Source organism: Ruminococcus flavefaciens (assembly GCF_900143025.1).
GTDB classification, from domain to species: Bacteria; Bacillota; Clostridia; order Oscillospirales; family Ruminococcaceae; genus Ruminococcus; species Ruminococcus flavefaciens_I.
Genome location: NZ_FRCT01000009.1, coordinates 68,737 through 92,119, shown reverse-complemented (window position 1 = coordinate 92,119; position 23,383 = coordinate 68,737). Strand labels below are relative to the sequence as shown.

Sequence of the window (23,383 nt, the reverse complement as noted above, 5' to 3'; positions counted from 1 at the left end):
TGTTAGCAGACTAAAGTGACTTAACGAGGAGGTTCACATGAAAAACTATGACCTTATAACTCCCGAGGGTACGAAAGACCTGCTCTTCGGAGAGTGTATCGTAAGAAGAAATATAGAAAGTACCCTTATGGGACTTTTCAAGAGCCGCGGATATAATGAGACAATTACTCCGGGACTTGAATTCTATGATGTATTCAATCTCAATTCAAGATATTTTCCGCAGGAAAATCTCTATAAGCTCACAGACAGCAAGGGCAGACTCCTTGTAATGCGTCCTGATACAACTATGCCTATCGCAAGAATAGTTGCAACAAGACTGAGAGACGCAGAGCTTCCGCTGAAGCTTTGCTACGCACAGGCTGTATATACTACAGAGCCTTCATTAAAGGGCAGAAGCGATGAGGTAGTACAGGCTGGTATAGAGCTTATAGGCTCACAGCTCAAAATGGCTGATCTTGAGGTAATATCAACAGCAGTTGATTCACTCAGCTCCTTCGGTATGGAGTTTTCACTTGAACTTGGTCATATCGGCATATTCAAGGAGCTTGTAGGCAAGCTCGATGCTTCCGATAAGGACAAGGAAAATATAAGAAAGCTCATTGAGAACAAGAATTTCCCTGCACTCAACGATATGCTTGACAGCTTCGGAAATTCACCTGTTACAGATGCTCTCAAAAAGCTTCCCGCACTCTTTGGCGGCGAGGAGGTATTTGAGAAGGCAGAGGAGCTTATGCCTGATGACAATATCAAGCGTATCCTCGATGAGCTCAGAGAAGTATATTCAGATGCTTCCGAGCTTTGCAGCGGTGAGGGCTCTATCACTGTTGATCTCGGACTCGTAAACAAGACCGATTACTATACAGGTCTTATTATAAAGGGATATTTACAGGGACACGGCGAAGAAGTGCTTTCAGGCGGACGCTATGACAAGCTCATCTCCGAGTTTGGTTATGACGTTCCTGCTATTGGTTTTGCTGTAAACATCAACGCAGTTGCAAAGCTTATGGAAAAGAGCGATGTACTTCCTGCCGAGCCAAGACCTGATGTTATCGTATATGCCGAGGAGGGCTGCGAGGTGGCTGCACTTAAAGCCGCAAAGGAGCTCCGCGAGCAGGGAATGGTAGTTGAAAACGCACTCTTTGACGACCTTGACAGTGTACGTGAGTACGCAATGGAGAAGAAGATCGCCAAGGTACTTGTAATAGACGGCGAAAGCAAGGAGGTCAATATATGAATAAGCCTATCAGAATGGCTCTTACAAAGGGCAGACTTGAAAAGGACACAGTAGGTCTCCTTGAAAAGCTGGGCTTCGACTGCACAGCTGTACGTGAAAAGGGCAGAAAGCTCATACTTCCTGTACCCGATGCAAACCTTGAAGTAGTTCTTGCAAAGGCAAACGATGTTATCACTTATGTTGAGCATGGTGTATGTGACATGGGTGTTGTTGGCAAGGATACTATCATGGAAATGAAGGGCAAGTTCTACGAGCTTGTTGACCTCGGCTTCGGCAAGTGTAAGTTCGCACTTGCTACAAAGAAGGGCTATGATTTCTACAGCGGCTACGGTATAAAGACTATCGCTACAAAGTATCCTAACGTTGCAAGAAGCTTCTTTGAGAAGAAGGGCATGGATACAGAGATAATCAAAATAGAGGGTTCTGTTGAGCTTGCTCCTCTTCTTGAACTTGCAGACGGTATTGTTGATATAGTTGAGACAGGTACTACTCTCAGAGAGAACGGACTTGAGGTCATTGAGGACGTTGCTCCTATCTCGGCAAGACTTATTGCAAACACCGTAAGTCTCAAAATGAGACACGCTGAAATTGACAGACTTATCACACTTATAGAGGAGAATCTTTGATGAAGAAAATATTCGCTAACGGTACAGACGAAGTTGCTTTTCTCAACGATCTGAAAAAGAGAAGCGGCGAGACCAATAAAAAGGTCACAGAGGTCGTATCGGAGATAATCGAGAATGTAAAGAATAACGGCGACAAGGCTGTTAAGGATTACACACTTAAATTTGACGGAAATCTTCCGCAGTATTATGAAGTCCCCCGTGAGGTCATCAACGATGCTCTCACAGAGGCAGATCAAGAGTTCGTTGACGCACTCCTCAACGCTCAGGAGAATATAGCTGATTTCCACCAGAGACAGGTTGAGCAGAGCTTTATCTCTCCCAAGAAAAACGGCGTAATAATGGGTCAGCGTGTGCGCGGACTGCACAGAGTAGGACTCTATGTTCCGGGCGGTACGGCCGCATATCCTTCAAGTGTTCTTATGAACGCTATCCCTGCTAAGATAGCAGGCGTTGAGGAGATAATCATGGTAACTCCTCCGCTGAAGGACGGCACACCTAACAAGGATATCCTTGTTGCTGCTGCTATATGCGGTGTTGACAGAGTATTCCTCTCAGGCGGCGCACAGGCAATTGCTGCACTTGCTTACGGCACAGAGGAGATACCTAAGTGCGACAAGATAGTAGGACCCGGTAACATCTACGTAGCTACAGCAAAGAAGCTCCTTTACGGTGTTGTTGATATAGACATGATAGCAGGACCAAGTGAGATACTTGTTATAGCTGACGATACAGCAAATCCTAAGTTCGCAGCTGCCGACCTTATGTCACAGGCAGAGCACGATATGCTTGCATCTGCAATAATGGTAACTACAAGCGAAAAGCTTGCTGACGGCACTATCAAGGAGATAGAGCGTCAGAAGGAATATCTTTCAAGAAAGAATATCATCGAAAAGTCGCTTGAAGACTACGGTGCGATTATTATTGCAGACAGCCGTGAAAAGTGCGTAGAGCTTGCCAACGAGATAGCTCCCGAGCACCTTGAAGTCCTTATGGAAAATCCATTCGAGCTTCTCGGAAGCCTTGACAACGCAGGCTCCATATTCCTCGGTCACTATGCTTCCGAGCCTCTCGGCGACTACTATGCAGGACCTAACCACGTTCTTCCTACAAGCGGTACTGCACGTTTCTTCTCGCCTCTTGGCGTAGCAAGCTTTACAAAGCGTACAGCTTACACCTACTACACTGAGGAGGCACTCAGACAGGCTAAGGACGACATCGTACTTATCGCAGAGCGCGAGGGACTTACCGCTCACGCTAATGCTATCAAGGTAAGATTTGAAGACTAAATCACGCAATGGGGCGGCTCTTTGATACTGTCGCCCTATAGGTGTTTTTTCGGAAAGGATAAATTATGAGTTACAAACTTAATAAAAAGCTGGTAAATTTAGTGCCCTATGACCCGATAACAGGTCACTATGATATCAGACTTGACGCAAATGAGAGCTGCTTCAATCTTAACGACAGCTTAAAAGCGAAGATAGCAAAGAGCATTTCGCAGATAGACTTCAACCGCTATCCCGACTGCCTTGCAAAAGCTCCCACAAAGGCTTTTTCTGAGCTTTACAATATTCCCGAGGAGCTTATAAGTGCAGGAAACGGCTCCGATGAGCTTATAAGCATTATCGAAGGCTGCTTTTTTGAGGCAGGGGATACTATAGTCAATGTATCACACGACTTTTCAATGTATGAGTTCTATGCTCAGCTCTACGAGGTAAACGTAGAAACATATCAGAAGGAAGCAGACCTGACGATAAACCCGGACAAGCTCATAGCCTTCTGCAAGGAAAAGGGTGCAAAGGGTCTTATCTTTTCAAATCCCTGCAATCCTACATCTCTCGGACTTGACAGAGCAGCAGTAAAGAAGATAATAGAGTCTCTTGACGGCTGTCTTGTTATCCTTGATGAGGCTTATATGGACTTCTGGGATCAGTCCATTCTTTCAGATGTTGACAAGTATGACAACCTTATAATACTCAAGACCTGTTCAAAGGCTATCGGACTTGCAGCAGTAAGATTTGGCTTTGCAGTCGCAAACAAGACCATAACCAATGCTATCCGTGCAGCAAAGTCGCCATACAACAACGATACAGTTGCACAGACTATAGTTGCGGATATACTCAGCGAAAAGGACTACCTTGCGGAGTGCCGTAACATTATAGTTGCAAATACAAAGAAGCTCTACAGCGATATCCTTGAAATTGACAAGAAGTACGGTCGCTTTGAGAAGATATATGAGCCATGCACCAATTTCGTATTCGTAAGAACAGATGAATTTGAGAAGATATACAGCTTTATGCTGGAAAACTCTATCGCCATAAGAAAGTTCAAGGGCTATATCCGTGTAACAGCAGGCACAGAAGCTGAAAATGCACGTTTTATAAGCGTCCTTGACAGCTACTTCAAAAAGTAATGGAGGTCAGTATGCGTACAGGAACTATCGAGCGTGAAACAAAAGAGACTCAGATAAAGATAAACGTTGTTCTTGACGGAAAGGGCAGAGCTGATATAGATACAGGCATCGGTTTCTTCGACCATATGCTTACAGCTCTTTCGGTACACAGCGGCATAAGCATGACTGTAAAGGTAAAGGGTGACCTGCACGTTGACTGTCACCACACTATCGAGGATACAGGCATAGCTCTCGGAGCAGCTCTCGGACAGGCTCTCGGCACAAAGGCAGGCATTGTCCGCTACGGTACAGCTTATATTCCAATGGACGAGTCTCTTGCAATGGCAAGCCTTGACCTTAGCAATCGTCCGTTCCTTGTTTTCAACTGTGACTTTACAAATCAGAGCTGCGGAGACTATGACCTTTGCATGACAGAGGAATTTTTCCGCGCATTTGCATTCAATTCGGGCATGACACTGCATATAAACCTTCTTTACGGCAGCAATGACCACCACAAGGCAGAGGCTGTATATAAGGCAGTAGCTCATGCACTTAAAACAGCTGTGACAGAAAATTCAGACGGTTCAACTCTCTCAACGAAAGGAGTTCTCTGATGATAGCTATAATCGACTACGGCGCAGGCAATATTTTCAGTGTAAAGAATGCACTTGATTATCTCGGACTTGAAAGCAAGCTTGTCAGCGACAAGGAGTCCGTAAAGGCAGCCGATGCTGTTATACTCCCGGGAGTAGGAGCATTTCCTGCTGCCATGAAAAAGCTTGAAGCTACAGGACTTGTTGACACTATCAAGGAGGAGGCTGCAAGAAAGCCCTTTCTCGGTATATGTCTTGGTATGCAGCTCATATTTGAAAAGGGCTATGAATTTGAGGAGTGTGACGGCCTCGGACTTATAGGCGGAAGCGTAAGAAAAATGGAAGAGCCCGAGCTTATAATCCCGCATATGGGTTGGAACAAGCTTGAAAAGCTCAACGATTGTCCGCTTCTTGAAAATGTAGGAGATAATGAGTATGTTTACTTCGTTCATTCCTACAAGGCACACTGCGAGGATAAGAATATTGCCGCGTATGTAGAATACGGCGGAAGAGTGCCTGCACTTGTTTACGATGGAAAATACGTATACGGCGCACAGTTCCACCCTGAAAAGAGCGGTGAAACAGGACTTAAAATTCTCCGCAGCTTCGGAGGACTTATTAAATGAACAAGCTCATCATAGTCGAGGGACTTCCGTGCTCGGGAAAGAGTACAACTGCAAGATTTATTGCACAGCAGCTTGATATGACTTTCATTGACGAAGGCACAGGCGATCATCCTGCGGACTATGAGTTTCATGCAGTTTTGACGGATAACCGGCTTGAAAATTTCACATCAGACGAGCTTGAACAGATAGCTCGGCATACTGTAAAAAAGTCTGGCGGTAATATCGTAAATCTCGGAGCATTCAGCGGAGAGCTTTTCAACAAGCTCCTGCAATACAAGATATATGATTTTCTTCCGTGGGAGACCGAACGTCCTGTAATGCTGGATAAATGGCGTGAATTTGCAGATAAAAACGACGGCAGCAGATATGTTTTCAACTGTGTGCTTTTGCAGAATCCTATGTGCGAGACTATGATGCGTTTTGGCTTTGACAAGTTGGTTTCAGCTGGATATATTGCTGAAATATGCGAAATAATAAAGCCGTTTTCGCCGCTTGTAGTATATCTCAAAAACAGCGAAGTTTACGAAAGTGTAAAGAAAGCTTCTGTTGAACGGGGAGATGAGTGGCTCAATGCAGTCATCGACTACCACTGTAATGGTGAGTATGGCAAAAGTATCGGTCTGACAGGTTTTGATGGATATATATATGCACTTGAAGAAAGACAGCAGCGAGAGCTTGAAATTCTCAGCGGACTTGATATCAGCAGCATTGTCCTTGATGATCCGCAGAAAGACTGGGACAAGACGTATTCCGATATACTTGCAGAGTTAAAGTGAGGGAACGTTATCATGGTATATAAGAGTATACTTTCAAGCTCATATAATACCCGTGAGCTTGGCGGTTTTAAAACAGCTGACGGCAGTATTACGAAAAATAACGTATACTGGCGCAGCGATGTTCCTTCACAGCCTGCTGCCGGGGATATTGAAAAGCTTCTTTCTGCTCATATCACTACTATAATTGATATGCGTACACAGTGGGAAGTCGAAAAAAATCCCGATATGCTTTCTGAAACAGCAGGCTTTGAATATCTACATTTTCCTATAACCGAGGGAAGCGGAGTTCCCGAAAGCCTTGAAGCTGTACCGCTTTCCTATATGGAAATTGCAACGGCTGAGAATATGCCAAAGGTGATGAGAACCATTGCAGAAGCATCTGAGGGTGTTCTTTTCCATTGTACGGCAGGTAAGGACAGAACAGGCGTTGTAAGCGCAATAATACTCATGACTTGCGGAGCATACCGCGAGGATATAGTCAACGACTATGTCGTAAGCCGCGAGTACAACCACAAAAGGCTTGCAGCCTTTCTTGAGGCTCACCCCGAGGTGGACAGGAATATCGTCCTTGCGAATGAAAAGAGCATGAATGGCTTTATAGACCTTTTTACAGAACGCTTCGGTACTGTAGAAAACTATTTTGAAGCAATAGGATTGTCGATTGATCATATTGAAAGGATACGCAGCAGACTTATAAAATGATACGGGAGATAAATATGAAGAAAAAAACATTAAAAAAAATTTCAGGAGCGATTTTGGCAGCCGGTCTGGCAGGATTTTTGATATGGGACAATGTATATACTTTCAAAGGTAAGTGCAGAAATTTTATTGAAGGAAGATACTATTCTGATTTTTATACCTTCAACGGAAAAGAAGTAATCGAATTTCAGCTTGAAACAGGCGAAAAGCTTCACCTTGACGCTCATATTGAGAAAGGTAAGGCAGAGGTCTCATTTATCTGCAAGGGCGAAAAAAAAGGCGAGGTCATAAGTAATATCAAAGATGCCGATACTTATTTTACAGCTGATAAAACAGGTAGATATATTGTAAAAATGAAGTTTAAACACGCTAAAGGAACGGTTGAGATAAAGTGTGACGATCAGGTAAAGGACAAGACCATTTACCGCTAAAGATCAAATAGGAGGACTAATATGATAATTTTTCCCGCAATAGATATTAAGGACGGTAACTGTGTCCGCCTTTTCAAGGGCGATTTTTCCACAGTTGAAAAGGTGGCTTCCGACTATCTCGAAACTGCAAAGAGCTTTGAGGCGGCTGGAGCACAGTGGATACACATGGTAGACCTTGACGGCGCAAAAGAGGGCAGACCTGTCAACACAAAGATATATACCGATGTTGCCGAAAAAACCAACCTAAAGGTAGAGCTTGGCGGCGGTATCCGCAGCATACAGACCATTCAGGAGTATCTTGACATGGGTATTACAAGAGTTATACTGGGCTCGGTAGCACTTAAAAATCCTAAGCTTGTATGCGAAGCTGTTGAGAAATTCGGCAGTGAAAAGATAGTTGTAGGGATAGATGCAATGAACGAAATGGTAGCTACAGAGGGTTGGCTCGAAAGCTCGGACGTACACTATATCGACCTTGCAAACAAGATGATAGAGTCGGGAGTGAAGTACTTCATCTTCACCGATATTTCCAAGGACGGAACTCTCTCAGGCGTAAACCGTGAGCAGCTCAAAAAGCTTGCAGACGCAACAGAGGGCAGAGCAAATATCGTAGCAAGCGGCGGAGTCCACACTATGGACGACATCATCGCCTGCAAGAAAATGGGACTCTATGGAACTATCTGCGGAAAGTCCATATACAAAGGGACTTTGAACCTGAAGGAAGCCATTGAGTATTCAAATGCATGAAAAAACAATAAAAAGGCTGCATACAACAGTTAATATCCTGTCATTCGGTATGCTGGGGGCGTATCTTGTGTATATGCTCATGGTGTATAAGGATTTCCCAGAAAAGATAGGTATTCATTACGGTGATGACAACGAATTTGATGTTTACGCTTCAAGAGCCTATGCATTTTTCCCGTTTATAGCAGGCTTCGGACTTGTTATAGCATTTACTCTCGGAGGTTTTGCCATAAATAAAGCCAAGAGAATAAGCAAAAAGCTTGGTGTAGAGGAAGATATATTCGTCAGAAGAACCGTACTTACTGCTTTTGACGCAATGAAGCTTTTCTGGGCTGTATTCTATACTATTTGGGCGCATTGCGTCATACATCAGACGAGAATGTTTACTTTCGGCATACCGATCAGGGTTTTTCAGGTTTTACCGGTAATTCCCATCGGCGCAGCAGCATTGGCAGCTGATAGCAGAATACGGCTGAAAAAGTCAAAACGCTATATTATCATAGCAGAACTTGTTTTTATTTCTGTTATGGTGTTCATTTTGATAATAAGTAACAATTTAAGGAAGTGATATAATGCTTGCAAAGAGAATAATCCCTTGCCTTGACGTTAGAAACGGAAAGGTAGTTAAGGGCGTAAATTTTGAGGGAGTACGTGATGTAGGCGATCCTGTAGAGTGTGCTGAGGAGTACAACAAGCAGGGTGCGGACGAGATAGTATTCTACGATATAACAGCCTCATTTGAGGGCAGAGGAGTATTCCTCGATGTAGTTAGAGATACAGCGAAAAAGGTATTCGTACCCCTTACAGTAGGCGGCGGCATAAAGAATGTTGACGATATCCGCGAGGCACTGAGAGCAGGTGCGGACAAGGTCTCGGTAAACTCACAGGCTGTACAAAATCCGCAGCTCATCAAGGACGGAGCTGATATATTCGGCAGCCAGTGCATCTGCGTAGGCATCGACGCAAAGAAGATAGCCGATAACAAATGGACTGTCTATATAAACGGCGGACGCAAAGACATGGGCATAGACCTTATAGACTGGGTACACACTATCGAAAAGCTTGGAGCAGGCGAGATATGCCTTAATTCCATAGATGCCGACGGTACAAAGGAAGGATTTGATATCCACATGCTGAAAGCAGTATGTGACAACTGCTCCATACCTGTTATCGCCAGCGGCGGAGCAGGCAAGATAAACGATTTCTATGAGGTATTCGAGAAAACAGGAGCTACAGCAGCTCTTGCGGCTTCACTTTTCCACTTTAAGGAGCTTACTGTCGGCGAGGTAAAGGACTACTGCCGCGGCAAGGGCGTTATTGTTCGCTGATGAGCTATATAAGAAGCGTCAGGCTTGAAAAGCTGACAGAGGAGCTTGGCTATACTGCGGAGCTCCCTGCTGTAAGGAGCCTTTCGGCAATGGAGGAGCTGGAGCTTAGTGCTTCCGTGACCTATCTTGTTGGCGAAAACGGTACGGGAAAATCCACGCTTCTTGAAGCTATAGCCGTAAAATACGGCTTCAATGCAGAGGGCGGCTCACTGAATTTTTCATTTTCCACAAAGGAAACTCATTCTCCGCTGCATAATGCGATCAAGCTTACAAGAGGTATAGAACGACCGAAAACAGGCTTTTTTCTGCGGGCTGAGAGCTTTTATAATGCCGCTTCCTATGTTGATACACTGGGATACGAAATACTGCAAGCCTACGGCGGAAAGTCGCTGCATGAGCAGTCTCACGGCGAGAGTTTCTTTTCACTGGTGATGAACCGCTTTACCGCCCACGGACTGTATATACTTGACGAGCCGGAGGCTGCGCTTTCACCTTCAAGGCAGATGTCACTGCTTATAAGGATAAACGAGCTTGTAAAGCAGGGGAGCCAGTTCATAATAGCTACTCATTCGCCTGTTATCCTTGCATATCCCGACGCTGTCATATACGAGCTTACACAAAAAGGCATTGCAGAAAGCTCCTATGAGGATACGGAGACTTACAGCGTAATGAAAGCCTTTATGGATAGCCCGAGGCGTATGTTAGACCGTTTATTCGATGAAACCGAAAAGGAGTAAATATGATAAAGATAGACTTGAATGATCTTGACAAATTCTTCGTAAAGGGAGAGCTTATCCCTGCGATATGCTATGAGGTCAATACAAAAACAGTTCTTATGCTTGCGTATATGAACAAGGAGAGCCTTAAAAAGACTCTCGAAACAGGCTATACATGGTTCTGGAGCCGTTCCCGTCAGGAGTACTGGAACAAGGGCGCAACGAGTGGACACTTGCAGAAGGTCGTATCAATATACGGCGACTGCGACAACGATACACTGCTTGTAAATGTTGAGCAGACGGGAGTTGCCTGTCATACAGGAAGCTACAGCTGCTTTTTCAACGAAATATATAATAACGAGGAGAATGAATAATGACAGTATATCAGGAAATTTTTGAAGTTATCAAGGAAAGGAAAAAGCAGTTCGAGAACGGTACAGCTGCCGAGAATTCCTACACCTGCTACCTTTTTGAAAAGGGCGTAGACAAGATCTGCAAGAAGGTAGGCGAAGAGGCTACCGAGACAGTTATCGCAGCAAAGAACGGTGACAACGACGAGCTTATGAACGAGATCAACGATCTTCTCTACCATGTAATGGTACTCTGTGCAAATCAGGGACTTGACTGGTCAGACGTTGAGCGTGTTCTTGACGAGAGAAACGAAAAGATCGGAAATCTCAAGAAGTTCCACGAAGTTGATAAAAATACATGATAAAAAAAGCGTGATATCATATCACGCCTTTTTTATGTAGGGGCTGGCGTCCTCGACAGCCCATTTAATGTACTTTATCCTCCTAACCGCTTTTTGAAATCAGTGGTATCGAGAAAATCGAACAGTGCTGTAAGTATATCATTGTAGCATGGGATATACAGGTGCATTCCGTCACCCGAAGAATAGTCGTCTTTCAGGTTAAGCTCGTTGTCGCAGATCACAGAATACGCATCAAAAAAGACTACCTGCGGCAAATCCATATCCTTCACCATTTCCTTTAGTGCGGCATTATAATCGCGTATGATCTCATTTTTCACGACATTGCAGTAGGAGCATACAGGAGTAATTGCGGCAACTACGATATTGATATCAGGCATACGCTTTATAAGCTCCTCGATTACTTCGCGGTAACGTTTAACATACGGTTCGGGATAATTGAGATTAACATCGTTCATACCCACAGACATATACAGCAGTCTCGGGTGAACATAATCAACAGCGTCTACCATACCCATTTCGCCGCCGCCCAGATCAAATGTGAAGTAATCCAGATTCCACATTGACACGGATTCGCCTGCGATATTATGCATATCAGGGATAAAGCCGTAGACATTGAAGCCGAGGGCGAGAGAGTCGCCTGTAACGGCAAGCCTTTCCTGATAGAACAGACTGTTTGGAGACTGCCCTGCTGTGCGTGTCGGCTCACATATCTCATACAGTGAAGTAGTAGTCACTATAGTTGTGGTCGTTGAGGTAGTAGTGACGGTAGTTGTCGTACAAGTAACGTCATTATTTATTATCTCAGCCGCAGCATCAACAGCAGCCGTAAGGAAAACGCTGCGGTCATCGGATATGTTTTCTTCTTGTCCAAGTGAAGCCGTAAAGCAGAAGGAGAGCAATATCAGCAGTAATACCAGAAGTACTTCTATAGGATATTTCAGAAGAAATAAAAGCTTGTTTTTCATTAAATACACTTCCTGTGTAAAGCATCAAAAATGTCTGCACAGACACTATGCAGAACACGCAGCACTATAAAAGTGCAGATTATATTTTACCATATTTTTACGAAATTGTAAAGTAGTGGAAGGAAAGGTTTGTTTTTGTCATTTTGCCTTGACATTGGGCAGAATGGATAGTATAATAATATTTGCAATATTTATGAACTTTTCAGGAGCTGATACAAATGGAAAATGTAAAAATATCTGAACTGTATGACCTTACACATACAGCCGCAAAGGATTACCTCAGCCGCTTTACATACCCTTGGGAAGCCCTTAAAGGGATAAGCAGCTTTATAATCGAGCTCGGAGCAACTCTGAGTCCTGATGAATATGATAACCCGTCTGAAAATGTATGGGTACACAAGACAGCAAAGGTATTTCCCACAGCCTATCTCGGAGCACCATGTATAATCGGTGCAGGTACAGAGGTGCGTCACGGTGCATTTATCAGAGGCAGCGCACTTGTTGGCGAGAACTGTGTAGTAGGAAATTCTGTAGAGCTGAAAAATGTTATCCTTTTCGATAATGTACAGACACCTCATTACAACTACGTTGGAGACAGTATCCTCGGATACAAGTCCCATATGGGTGCAGGCTCAATAACCTCAAACGTAAAGTCTGACAAGACAAATGTAGTCATCAAGTCAGACGATGAGAAGATAGAAACAGGCATCAAGAAGATAGGTGCTATGCTTGGCGATTTCGTTGAAGTAGGCTGTAACAGCGTCCTCAATCCCGGTACTGTTATCGGACGCAATTCAAACATCTATCCTACAAGCTGTGTAAGAGGAGTTATCCCTGCTGACAGCATTTACAAGACAGGCGGAGTCATCGTACATAAAGACTGATAGTCGGAGGAAACTGAGTTGAAAAGAAAGATACTTGCTTCTGTTCTTATGACAGCGGCTTTTGCACTTACAATAACTGCTGCCTGCTCTGATAATAACACAGATGATTATCTTATTGAACAGGCAACAACCGAAACTACAACTGCTACAGAGACTACCAACACTACTACAGAGGCGACTACCGAAGCTACTACCGAGGCAAAGAAGGAATACAAGGAGCTTGTAAACACGTATTCAGGCAAATATGTTGCTACACAGGGTATTACAGGTCTTGATTTCTCGGTTTTCGGAACAGCTGAGGACGGCGACATACAGGCACTTTTCTCGTTCCATGAAGATCCTGCAAATCCGGGAGTACCTACAGGAAGTTACCTTATGGAGGGTACTGTTGTAGAGGAAAAAAAGGACGCGATAACTGTACATTTCAGAGGTACAGACTGGGAAAAGAAGCCCGAAACATATCATATCATTGAATTCAACGGCGTTTTTGACTTAAAGGAAGGTACACTGAAGTCAGACGATTATGAAATAGATCTGAAAAAGTCCGCAGGTGCAGACCTTACCTACCTCATAAATGAATATGACGGCATTTATTCGCCTGATACGGGTGATAATACGATAAAGCTCACAGTTGAAGATGTGGGAGATCACGGTGATCTGAAAGCAGTATTTGAGTATGAGCCGCAGATGGGCAAAAAGTCCAGCTTTATCACTATCGGACAGGTAACTAATATCGCTCCCGACGGCAAGGTAACTGTGTCATTTAAGGGTGATAAGTGGATAGAGGAAGCCGATGACAAGAAATTTGTGGATTTTGATGGCGTTTTCTCAGCAGACGGACTTGAATTCACGGAAAACGGCGGACGAAATATAAGAGTTTATGCTGACAGATAACATAAAGCTGCCTTCGGGCAGCTTTTTTGTTGTAATCTGAAAACCCCCGGCTAGGCCGGGGGGTCAAAAAAGCTTACAGCTATAAGTCTTGAAGAAAAAACTCCTTTTGATTATAATAAATTTGCGGCTACCAACTGCAAAGATAATCAAAAGGAGGTCATTGCAAAGTGAATGACAAGTATAGTTTATCACATACAAAATGGAATTGCAAGTATCATATAGTATTTGCGCCAAAATATCGAAGGAAAGTATTTTACGGAGAAAAGAGATATGAAATAGGGCAGATAATAAGGCAATTATGTAACTGGTACGGAGCAAATTTGCTTGAAGCGGAAGCGTGTCCGGATCATATACATATGTTGGTGGAGATACCACCTAAAAATGCAGTATCATCATTTATGGGATACCTCAAAGGAAAAAGCAGTATAATGATATACAACAAATGGGGGAATATGAAGTATAAGTATCGAAACAGGTCGTTTTGGTGTCGAGGATATTATGTTGATACAGCAGGGAAGAATACAGCTGCAATAGCAGATTATATCAGAAAGCAACTGGAAGACGACAGAATAGCAGGTCAATTAACGCTGGACAATTCAAATCCGTATAGCGAATAAGAAGTAAGAAATACGCAGAAGAACGTAGCCGCGTGCGTCCGTGTTGTTACGCCTTTTTAGGCGTAGCTTGTATTCTGAGCCCCTATGGGGCGTTTAAGGGAAAACCCCCGGCTTTGCCGGGGGATGCTTATTTGATTTTTTTTGCTGTAAATATTGTAAAATACAACAAAATGTGGTATCATAGAAATAGTATCTTTCGCACCGCTAACGGCAGAATGGAGGACTGTATGGAGAATAAAATCACTTTCAGCGGCAATATGACCGCTCAGATCAATTTTGCGATGCAGCAGAATTATGTTCCTGTATTCAGAAATATCGTTATGACCAATAATTCCGACGAGGAAGTGAAAAATGTAAGACTGAGGATAAGATTTGAGCCTGAGTTTGCAAAGATCTTTGAATCAGCTCCCATTGATCTCTTACCTGCACAGCCTGTAGAGATAGCTCCAATAAATATAATCATGCTTTCCGATTATCTTTTCAGCCTTACCGAAAAGCTTGTAGGAAGTGTTACAATAGAAGCACTTCAGGGCGAAGAAGTCATAGCTTCCGAAAACCGCAGCATCGAGCTTCTTGCCTACGATCAGTGGTCGGGTATAAACTTCATGCCCGAGACTGCCGCAGCCTTTGTGAGTCCGAATCACTCGAAGGTACAGGAGATAATGTCTGCGGCAGGTGCATACCTGAAAAAATGGTGTGATGATCCTGCTTTCACAGGCTATCAGACCAGAAATCCCAATATTGTAAAAATGCAAATGGGCGCGATATATGCTGCTTTACAGGAGCAGAACATTGCCTACGCAATGCCGCCTGCAAGCTTTGAGGAAGCTCAGCGTATACGTATGCCCGATACGGTTCTTGAACTGAAGCAGGGCACCTGTATCGACCTTTCCGTGCTTTACTGTTCATGCCTTGAAGCGGCAGGACTTAACCCTATGCTAATTCTTGTACAGGACCATGCCTTTGCAGCCTGCTGGCTCGATAATGAGACTTTTTCAGACTGCCTGCAATATGATATGTCAGCTATTACAAAGCGCATAGCTCATGGTATAGACGCAATATGCGCAGTCGAGTGTACTGACCTTGTGGCAGGAAAGAATATAGATTTTGACGATGCCGAGAAGCACGCCGCAGGTCATCTTGACGATGCAGCGAAATTCATATTTGCAATAGATATAAGCCGTACCCGTTCAAGCGGTATTCGTCCCGTACCTGCAAGAGTGTATGAAAACGGAACATTCAAGGCAGTGGACTACGGCGAGCGTAAAAAATCGGAGATAACATCAGCTCCGAATGAAATAGACATAATCGGACAGACTGTAGCCGACGGAGAGGCTAAGGAGGTAACAAAGCAGGTAATATGGGAGAGAAAGCTCCTTGACCTTAGTCTCAGGAACAGCCTTCTGAATTTCCGCCCCTCGGCAATGAGCGTTCAGCTTATGATAAGCGACCTCGGAGTGCTTGAGGACGAGATATCAAAGGGCGAGGACTTCAAGGTCATGCCCATGCCAAATGATACCACATTACAGATTTCCGACAGCAAGATATATGAGATAGAAAATGACCGCGATCTTATAACTACTATCTCGGAGTCAGAGTTCAAGAGCCGCCGTCTGAGGACTTTTATGAAGGATACCGACCTTGAAAAGGTAATGAAGAAGCTCCACAGACAGGCTAAGGTGAGCATCGAGGAAAACGGTGTAAATACGATATATCTTGCACTTGGCTTCCTGCGCTGGTATGAGACCGAAAAGAGCGACAAGGCACGTTATGCACCGCTTGTGCTTGTGCCTGTAGATATAATCCGCAAGGTACAGGAAAAGACATATCTTATCCGTATGCGCGATGAGGATACACAGGTAAATATCACCATGCTGGAGATGCTGAGACAGTTCTTCGGCATTGATATAAAAGGAATTGACCCTGTACCCGAGGACGAAAACGGCGTAAATCTGCAAATAATATTCAATACTATCCGTCAGGGCATAATGTCGCAGCCACGCTGGGATATCGTTGACTATGCTTTTATAGGACAGTTCTCCTTCAATCGTTTCATCATGTGGAACGATATCCGAAACCGTGCTGACGAGCTTGAAAAAAACAAGGTAGTAGCAAGTCTTATCTCAGGAAAAACAGAATGGGCAGGCGATGATCTGTACATATCTCCTCTTGATCTTGATAATAAGGTAGCTCCTTCCGATCTTGTTGTGCCGCTGAGTGCCGATTCATCACAGCTTGCGGCAGTTTATGCGGCTTCACAGGGCAAGAGCTTCGTCCTTCACGGACCTCCCGGAAGCGGTAAGTCGCAGACTATCACCAACATGATAGCAAGTGCGCTGTATCAGGGAAAATCCGTACTTTTCGTAGCCGAGAAAATGGCTGCGCTTTCAGTCGTTGAAAAGCGTCTTAACAAGGTAGGTCTCGGGCCATTCTGTATAGAGCTCCATTCAAATAAGGCTCAGAAACGTGCTGTACTCAAACAGCTTGAAGAGACTCTCAATGTCGGACGCATCAAGAAGCCTGCGGAGTACAAGGCACAGGCTGACAAGATAGCCGAGATGCGAAAAGAGCTTAACGGCACTATGGAGGAGATACACAAGAAGCGCAATTTCGGCTGCTCCATGTATGATGCTGCCGTAAGATACGAAAAGAACAGTAAATTCGGCGGTAAATTCACATTTACAAATGAGCAGCTTGACGCTATGAGCGATACCTCTTACTCGGTATGGCATGAGACTCTTGAAAGCCTTGCTGCGGCAGGACGCGAATTCGGTGATGTTACTACGACAGCTCTGGGAGTATGCGAGCTTACCTCATGCACTCCCGAAACAAGAGGAGCTATGGAGACAAAGCTCCGCGAGCTGAAAACAGCTCTTACAGTCGCTCAGGGCGATACACAGCAGCTTGTGCAGTTTACGGGCAGCAGCGAGATGACCTTTGAGCAGTGCAAGCTTGCAGCTGAGATACTTACAGCAGCCTCGGGCGGAGAACAGCTCCTTGCCGATATTATCGGAGACAGCCGCTGGAACGGCTCAAAGGAGGCTGCACAGGGGCTTATAAATACAGGTAAGGAGCTTTCACAGGCTAAGGACGAGCTGCTCTCGAAGTTTGAACCTTCTGTTCTGGGCTATAATGCGTCAGATGCTCTGGTAAGGTGGAAAACTGCACAGGGCAAATGGTTCATCGGAAAGGCATTGGGAAGCAAGAAGCTTGTGAAGGAGCTTGCAGCTCATGCTAAGTCTGCTTCAACTGTAACAAAGTCCAATATCACACAGTATTACGACAAGATAAATCAGTTCAATGCTCTTAAAACACAGGTCACTTCCGCACAGCCCGAACTTTTGAAGTATTTCGGCACTGTGAAGCTTGATGAAAATGCAGACTGGAGCAGCATTGAGAAGTGTGTAAGCCGTTCCTCCGAGCTTGGAGAAAGAATGGCTGCATCTGCCTTTGCTCCTGATATAAAGCAGAAGCTCTGTGACAGCCTTAAAAACGGAGTAAACAGCGATACATCGAAGATATCCGCAGATTATGCCGCACTTGAAAATATATCATCACAGCTCAGAAGTGATTTCGGTATAAATACGGACAAGCTCATAACAGGCGAAAACTTGGGCAGCGATGCTCAGCAGAAGGCAGATGCCGTTATTGAAGCACTTCCGCAGCTCAAGGAATGGACGGGAATCGTTACGATATGCAATAAGCTCCGCGAGCTTGGCATAGGTAATGTTGCCGACGCGTACATGAACGGCGATGTGCCGACAGAGCAGCTTTTAGGTGCATTTGACTGCGATATAAGCAAGGCTATGGTCACAAGTACTATTTCCCGAAACAGTGTGCTTTCGCGTTTTCAGGGAACTCTCTTTGAGGAAACTATCAGAAAATTCGGCGAAGTCCTTGACGATTTCTCAACACTTTCCATCAAGGAGCTTGCTGCCGAGCTTTCAGCTAAGATACCTGCACCTGGCAGCTCCGCAAACAGCTCTGAGATAGGCATACTGCAAAAGGCTATCAAGTCAAACGGAAGAATGATGTCTATACGAAAGCTTTTCGACAGCATACCAAATCTGCTGCGCAGAATGTGTCCTGTAATGCTTATGAGCCCTATTTCCGTGGCTCAGTATATAGACCCGTCTTACCCTAAGTTTGACCTTGTTATATTCGACGAGGCTTCACAGCTCCCGACCTGCGAGGCTGTCGGAGCTATCGCAAGAGGCGAGAATGTTATCGTAGTCGGTGACCCGAAACAGCTTCCGCCTACAAGCTTCTTTGCGTCAAATCAGGTGGACGAGGAGAACTACGAAAAGGAAGACCTTGAAAGCGTACTTGATGACTGTCTTGCACTTTCTATGCCGCAGAAGCATCTGCTCTGGCACTATCGTTCGCGCCATGAGAGCCTTATTGCGTACAGCAACTCAAAGTATTACGAGAACAAGCTTTACACCTTCCCGTCGCCTGACGATCAGATATCGGAGGTAAGCTGGGTACACGTTGAGGGATACTATGACAAGAGCTCCACACGTACAAATAAAGCCGAAGCACAGGCAGTTGTGGAGGAGATATGCCGCAGACTGAGAGACCCTGAGCTGAGAAAGTTCAGCATAGGTGTTGTTACATTCAGCCAGCCACAGCAGAACCTTATCGACGACCTGCTAATTGACGCATACCGCGATGATCCAAAGCTTGAAGAATACGCAAACGAGATGTATGAGCCTATCCTCATCAAGAACCTTGAAAATGTACAGGGTGATGAGCGTGATGTTATCATGTTCTCTATCGGTTATGGTCCTGACAAGGACGGCAAGGTATCAATGAACTTCGGTCCGCTTAACCGCGACGGCGGCTGGAGAAGACTCAATGTCGCAATATCACGTTCAAAGTGCAAGATGATAGTATTCTCGGTCATCACTCCCGATATGATCGACCTTTCACGTACACGTTCGGACGGTGTCGAGGGACTCAAGGGTTTCCTTGAATTTGCTGCAAAGGGCAGGAGCGCACTTCCTGTAAGAGCAGGTTCAAAGAGCGGCTCAGATGGCTTTGAGACTGTAGTTGCGGACGAGATAAGGAAAATGGGCTATGAATGTAAATGCAGTGTAGGCTGCTCTGACTATAAGGTAGATGTAGCAGTTGTTAATCCTGATAAGCCAGATACCTATATCATGGGTATAAACTGCGGAAACGAGTCCTATTTCCATAATGGTACAGCAAGCGACAGAAGCCTTTCACAGCCAAGTGTACTCAAGGGACTGGGCTGGAACGTGATGAGCGTTTATATCATCGACTGGCTGGACAATAAGGAAAAAGTCCTCGGCAAGATAAAGGCTGAGATAGATAATGCCATAGAGCGTTACCGCAACCCTGCGGCTGCTCCGAAGGCAGAGGAAAAGAAGAAACAGGAGCTCGTATTCGAGACCGAACAGGTCAGCAGCTTTGCTGAGAGCTTCGATAAATTCGAGACATTCAAGATAAAGGCTCTGGGTACTTCCGAAAACTTCAGCGAAGGCAGTATTGCAAAGATAACAAAGTGCATTAACGATATCCTTGCTGCCGAAGCTCCTATGAACAAGAAAACTCTTGCAAAAAAGACATTCTCATGCTGGGGAATATCCCGTCCCGGCTCAAATATGAAGGCACTTTTCGACAGTGCTTTTGAAAAATCGGAGGCTAAGGTAACAACAGCAGGAGAAAACGAGTATGTATGGCTGAAGGAGCAGGAGCCCGAGAACTATGACAAGTGCAGAACAGTATACAGCGGCGATGAAAAGCGCGATATCGACGAGGTAGCTCCTGAGGAGATAGCTGTTGGCATAAGGGAGATAATGTCCCGTCAGGTGGCTATGGCTCGTGAGGACTTGCTGCGTGAGGTGGCGCATCTCTTCGGATTTACAAGGATAACACCCTCGCTGGAAACATCTGTATCTCTTGGCATAAAGGCGGCTAAGAACCGCGGCTGGGTAGGCTTTACCGATGACGGCAGAGTCTCCTACACTGGAAATTAAAACTATGGAGGACGAAATTGAAACGACTTCTCATAATCATCGGAAAAATTATTGTAAAGCTTCTGAAGCTTCTTCACCGTAACGCAGGAAATCTGCCGGGTATCGTGCTGTGGCATCTGTCACGGCACAAGGCGGTTTCCATGTTTAAGGTGGATTGCCCTATAATCGCGATTACAGGTACTAACGGAAAGACATCCGTTACAAACTGTATCGCACAGCTTTTTGAAAGGAGCGGCAAGAAGATAATCATAAACAAGGAGGGCAACAACCTTGATACGGGCATATGTTCTATGCTTTTGAAATACTGCGATATGTCGGGAAAAGTCAAGGCTGATTACCTTATACTGGAAACGGACGAGTCTCACGTACCTGTGGTATATTCACAGCTCAAACTTGATACGCTGGTCGTGCTGAATTTCTTCCGTGACCAGCTTGACAGAAACGGCGAAATGGAAACACTTATCCAGAAGATAAACGGCTTCTGCAAGACCTTTGAGGGTAATCTTATCCTCAACGGTGACGACCCGAATACAGCCAGACTTGGCAGAGCAAATCCAAAGAATAAGAACGTGAAATACTTCCATGCAGAGCCATATGCCTTTGCAACAAAGAAGATATTTGAAGCCTCTGAGGGGCGTTTCTGCCCGTTCTGCGGTGAGCCTCTGGAGTATGAATACTATCAGTATTCCCACATCGGTAAGTTCATTTGTAAGAAGTGCAGCTTCGGCGATTACGAGCCCTATATAACGGCTAAGGATATCGACCTTGAAAAGCCTGTATTCACAGCGGACGGTCATACCTATTCGCCAAAGCTCAACAGCATCTATAATGTTTATAATATGACGGCTGTTGCAGCTGCGGCTAAGCTTTATAATATCGAGCAGAAGATAACAGACGGAGTCATCAACAGCTATACCGTTAAAAACGGACGTATGGAAAACTTTATGCTGGGTAAGAGCAAGGCTACTCTTAATCTTGCCAAAAACCCTGTCGGTGCTAATATGACTCTGCGTGTAATGAACGAGATGCAGGGCGAAAAGGAGCTTCTTTTCGTGCTCAACGACAATATTGCGGACGGTCTTGATGTATCATGGATTTATGATATCAATTTCAGCATCTTCGAGCGTGTAACAAGAGTTGTTACATCGGGTACAAGAGCCTATGATATAGCTGTACGTATCAAGACAGCAGGCTATGACCCTGCGAAAATAGTTGTGCGTCCCGACCTTGACAAGGCTGTTGAGGAGCTTGCGTCAACTGAGAGCCGAAAGTTCATTATCGCAAACTATACAGCCGTTCAGCCTACAAGGGCTGCCCTTAAACGCTATATCGCTAAGCATGGAGGTAACAAATGAAAACTATAAGAATTCTTCATATGTACGCCGATATGCTTGACCTTTACGGCGACAGCGGAAACATGGAGGTCATGGCTTTCCGCTGTAAAAAGCGCGGTATAGAGTGTCAGATAGATAAGTATTCTATCGACTCGGAAATGCCTGATTTCAGCGCATATGACCTTATTTACATAGGCGGAGGTGCTGACCTTGAACAGCAGCATATCTCCGCAGACCTGTTAAAATGCAGGGACGGTATCGTAAAGGCTTACAAAAACGGAACATTTCTTTTTCTCATTTGCGGAGGCTATCAGCTTATGGGTAAGTACTACCGTGATGCTGACGGCAACGATATAAAGGGTCTGGGACTGTTCGATTACTTCACAGTTGCTCCGAACAGCCGCAGAAAACGCTGTATCGGAAATATTGTTATTGAAACAAAGCTTACAGGCAAGCCTGTGAAGGTAGTTGGATTTGAAAATCACGGCGGTCAGACTCAGGGGGTAAAAACTCCATTCGGTAAGGTTCTTTATGGAAACGGAAACTGCTCAAAGAGCGAGGCTGAGGGGTACTGCGAGAAAAACGTTATCGCAACTTATCTACACGGTCCTTGTCTGTCAAAAAATCCCGAGATATCAGACTATATGATAGAGTACTGCATAAACAGGGGAGAGAATGAGCATATCGCTCTTGAAGCTCTTGATGATGAACTTGAAAAGCAGTGCAGACAGGTTATGCTGGACAGACTTCTTAAAAAGTAAGTAGTGTAGGGGCGCACAGTGTGCGCCCTTAGCAGTTAGCTGTTTTTTACGCTGTAATTGCGGAACGCCGAGGGCGGTGTTCCCTACAATTCGCTGATTTTATTTGCAACGTGAACAACGGACTCCCAAAGGCAGCCCCTACACACGATAATTCTATTTGCAACGTAAGACAAGCAACAGACAGTTGCTTGTTTTTTTCTGAGATTATGTTATAATAACATCAGAGGTGATAAACATGGAAACCAAAAACATAATACTTGAACTCAGAAACAGTCACGGATTGTCACAGGAGGAGCTCGCCGAAAAGGTATTTGTTACCCGTCAGGCTGTATCACGCTGGGAAACAGGAGAAACACTGCCAAACACCGAGACTCTCAAGCTGCTGTCTGGAATTTTCGGAGTGTCTATAAATACAATTTTAGGTTCTCCGAGAAAGCTTATCTGTCAGTGCTGCGGTATGCCGCTGGAGGACTCGCTTATCAGCAAGGAGACCGACGGTTCTTTCAATGAGAGCTATTGCAAATGGTGCTATGCCGACGGAAATTATACCTATCACGATATGGACGACCTTATCAATGTCTGCGTAAAGCATATGGCTGCCAATGGCTTTTCTGAGGAACAGGCACGTATACATATGAAGGATATGCTCCCTAAACTTGATTACTGGAAGCAGCATAAGGAACTCGAAGACGGCGGCAAGTTCGAGGAGTTCAAAAAGCAGCTTATTGATGAATTCAATGCTTTGAACATCAAGGGTATGCCGAAAGTTGAGAAGCTCAATGCTCTTGTGGGAGGCTATGTAAATCTTGCTTATAAGCTGCCCAATGGAAGTACTGTGAAATTCCTTGATGATAATGCTACCTACCTCGGTAATCAGCTGGAATGTGAGGGCAGTGAACGCTGCTTTGGTATACTTGCAAATAAGGATTTTTTGCTTGTTTGTACTTATGGGAAGGACGGAGAAGCTCCTGAGCTTATTGCTTACAGGAAAAGATAACGCCTTCTGTAATAGGGCAAAAAAATGGCAAAAAACAACGGGAAACCATTGATTA

General features: G+C 44.7%; 23 protein-coding genes. 22 read left to right on the top strand and 1 reads right to left on the bottom strand.

From position 1 onward, the window contains the following. The first annotated feature begins 37 nt into the window (after positions 1 to 37). From hisZ to hisE, 15 genes are all read left to right on the top strand, one after another. Complete coding sequence (gene hisZ, locus BUB28_RS10595; RefSeq protein ID WP_072951302.1) at positions 38 to 1,234, top strand: ATP phosphoribosyltransferase regulatory subunit; 1,197 nt, start codon at positions 38 to 40, stop codon at positions 1,232 to 1,234. After that, the gene (hisG, locus tag BUB28_RS10590; RefSeq protein ID WP_028515676.1) at positions 1,231 to 1,860 is read left to right on the top strand and encodes an ATP phosphoribosyltransferase; all 630 of its coding nucleotides are present in this window, start codon (positions 1,231 to 1,233) and stop codon (positions 1,858 to 1,860) included. The genes hisZ and hisG overlap by 4 nt, the downstream gene beginning before the upstream one ends. After that, complete coding sequence (hisD, locus tag BUB28_RS10585; RefSeq protein WP_072951300.1) at positions 1,857 to 3,146, top strand: histidinol dehydrogenase; 1,290 nt, start codon at positions 1,857 to 1,859, stop codon at positions 3,144 to 3,146. The genes hisG and hisD overlap by 4 nt, the downstream gene beginning before the upstream one ends. A gap of 65 nt (positions 3,147 to 3,211) precedes the next feature. Then, a complete protein-coding gene (locus BUB28_RS10580; protein WP_072951298.1) occupies positions 3,212 to 4,270 on the top strand; it encodes a pyridoxal phosphate-dependent aminotransferase in 1,059 nt (352 codons plus the stop codon). A gap of 11 nt (positions 4,271 to 4,281) precedes the next feature. Further along, positions 4,282 to 4,863 carry an imidazoleglycerol-phosphate dehydratase HisB gene (gene hisB, locus BUB28_RS10575; protein ID WP_072951296.1) on the top strand — a complete coding sequence of 194 codons (582 nt, stop codon included), beginning with the start codon at positions 4,282 to 4,284 and terminating at the stop codon, positions 4,861 to 4,863. Continuing rightward, on the top strand, positions 4,863 to 5,468 hold the full coding sequence (gene hisH / locus BUB28_RS10570; RefSeq protein WP_072951294.1) for an imidazole glycerol phosphate synthase subunit HisH: 606 nt from the start codon (positions 4,863 to 4,865) through the stop codon (positions 5,466 to 5,468). Before hisB ends, hisH begins: the two co-directional genes overlap by 1 nt. Next, on the top strand, positions 5,465 to 6,244 hold the full coding sequence (locus BUB28_RS10565; protein WP_072951291.1) for a P-loop NTPase family protein: 780 nt from the start codon (positions 5,465 to 5,467) through the stop codon (positions 6,242 to 6,244). Before hisH ends, BUB28_RS10565 begins: the two co-directional genes overlap by 4 nt. A 12-nt stretch (positions 6,245 to 6,256) precedes the next feature. Next, the gene (locus tag BUB28_RS10560; protein ID WP_072951289.1) at positions 6,257 to 6,946 is read left to right on the top strand and encodes a tyrosine-protein phosphatase; all 690 of its coding nucleotides are present in this window, start codon (positions 6,257 to 6,259) and stop codon (positions 6,944 to 6,946) included. A 53-nt stretch (positions 6,947 to 6,999) separates the two neighbouring features. Further along, a complete protein-coding gene (locus BUB28_RS10555) occupies positions 7,000 to 7,374 on the top strand; it encodes a hypothetical protein (protein WP_139277548.1) in 375 nt (124 codons plus the stop codon). A 21-nt stretch (positions 7,375 to 7,395) separates the two neighbouring features. Next, positions 7,396 to 8,121 (top strand): 1-(5-phosphoribosyl)-5-[(5-phosphoribosylamino)methylideneamino]imidazole-4-carboxamide isomerase, encoded by a 726-nt coding sequence (gene hisA, locus BUB28_RS10550; RefSeq protein ID WP_072951286.1) that lies wholly within the window; start codon positions 7,396 to 7,398, stop codon positions 8,119 to 8,121. Next, positions 8,114 to 8,686: a hypothetical protein gene (locus BUB28_RS10545; RefSeq protein WP_072951285.1), complete on the top strand. Its 573-nt coding sequence runs from the start codon at positions 8,114 to 8,116 to the stop codon at positions 8,684 to 8,686. Before hisA ends, BUB28_RS10545 begins: the two co-directional genes overlap by 8 nt. A 4-nt stretch (positions 8,687 to 8,690) precedes the next feature. Continuing rightward, positions 8,691 to 9,446 carry an imidazole glycerol phosphate synthase subunit HisF gene (hisF, locus tag BUB28_RS10540; protein WP_072951283.1) on the top strand — a complete coding sequence of 252 codons (756 nt, stop codon included), beginning with the start codon at positions 8,691 to 8,693 and terminating at the stop codon, positions 9,444 to 9,446. Then, positions 9,446 to 10,183, top strand: coding sequence for an AAA family ATPase (locus BUB28_RS10535; RefSeq protein ID WP_072951281.1), 738 nt, complete (start codon positions 9,446 to 9,448; stop codon positions 10,181 to 10,183). The genes hisF and BUB28_RS10535 overlap by 1 nt, the downstream gene beginning before the upstream one ends. A gap of 2 nt (positions 10,184 to 10,185) precedes the next feature. Beyond that, the gene (hisI, locus tag BUB28_RS10530) at positions 10,186 to 10,536 is read left to right on the top strand and encodes a phosphoribosyl-AMP cyclohydrolase (protein ID WP_072951279.1); all 351 of its coding nucleotides are present in this window, start codon (positions 10,186 to 10,188) and stop codon (positions 10,534 to 10,536) included. Next, positions 10,536 to 10,874 carry a phosphoribosyl-ATP diphosphatase gene (gene hisE, locus BUB28_RS10525; RefSeq protein ID WP_028516514.1) on the top strand — a complete coding sequence of 113 codons (339 nt, stop codon included), beginning with the start codon at positions 10,536 to 10,538 and terminating at the stop codon, positions 10,872 to 10,874. Before hisI ends, hisE begins: the two co-directional genes overlap by 1 nt. Positions 10,875 to 10,948: 74 nt before the next feature. On the opposite strand, the gene BUB28_RS10520 is transcribed toward hisE, so the two are convergent. Continuing rightward, on the bottom strand, positions 10,949 to 11,839 hold the full coding sequence (locus BUB28_RS10520; protein WP_072951277.1) for an SGNH/GDSL hydrolase family protein: 891 nt from the start codon (positions 11,837 to 11,839) through the stop codon (positions 10,949 to 10,951). Between the two features lie 218 nt (positions 11,840 to 12,057). Between BUB28_RS10520 and BUB28_RS10515 the strand changes: the two genes are divergently transcribed. From BUB28_RS10515 to BUB28_RS10485, 7 genes are all read left to right on the top strand, one after another. Then, entirely contained in the window at positions 12,058 to 12,723 is a 666-nt protein-coding gene (locus BUB28_RS10515; protein WP_072951275.1) for an acyltransferase, read from the top strand. An 18-nt stretch (positions 12,724 to 12,741) separates the two neighbouring features. After that, complete coding sequence (locus BUB28_RS10510) at positions 12,742 to 13,617, top strand: hypothetical protein (protein ID WP_072951273.1); 876 nt, start codon at positions 12,742 to 12,744, stop codon at positions 13,615 to 13,617. Between the two features lie 167 nt (positions 13,618 to 13,784). After that, positions 13,785 to 14,234: an IS200/IS605 family transposase gene (gene tnpA, locus BUB28_RS10505; RefSeq protein ID WP_072951271.1), complete on the top strand. Its 450-nt coding sequence runs from the start codon at positions 13,785 to 13,787 to the stop codon at positions 14,232 to 14,234. A 227-nt stretch (positions 14,235 to 14,461) separates the two neighbouring features. Beyond that, on the top strand, positions 14,462 to 20,236 hold the full coding sequence (locus tag BUB28_RS10500; RefSeq protein WP_072951269.1) for a DUF4011 domain-containing protein: 5,775 nt from the start codon (positions 14,462 to 14,464) through the stop codon (positions 20,234 to 20,236). A gap of 17 nt (positions 20,237 to 20,253) precedes the next feature. Continuing rightward, positions 20,254 to 21,591, top strand: a complete 1,338-nt coding sequence (locus BUB28_RS10495; RefSeq protein ID WP_072951267.1) for a Mur ligase family protein — start codon at positions 20,254 to 20,256, stop codon at positions 21,589 to 21,591. Further along, positions 21,588 to 22,331, top strand: a complete 744-nt coding sequence (locus BUB28_RS10490) for a type 1 glutamine amidotransferase (protein ID WP_072951265.1) — start codon at positions 21,588 to 21,590, stop codon at positions 22,329 to 22,331. Before BUB28_RS10495 ends, BUB28_RS10490 begins: the two co-directional genes overlap by 4 nt. 235 nt (positions 22,332 to 22,566) lie before the next feature. Then, positions 22,567 to 23,328 (top strand): zinc ribbon domain-containing protein, encoded by a 762-nt coding sequence (locus BUB28_RS10485; protein WP_072951264.1) that lies wholly within the window; start codon positions 22,567 to 22,569, stop codon positions 23,326 to 23,328. The last annotated feature ends 55 nt before the right edge of the window (positions 23,329 to 23,383 follow it).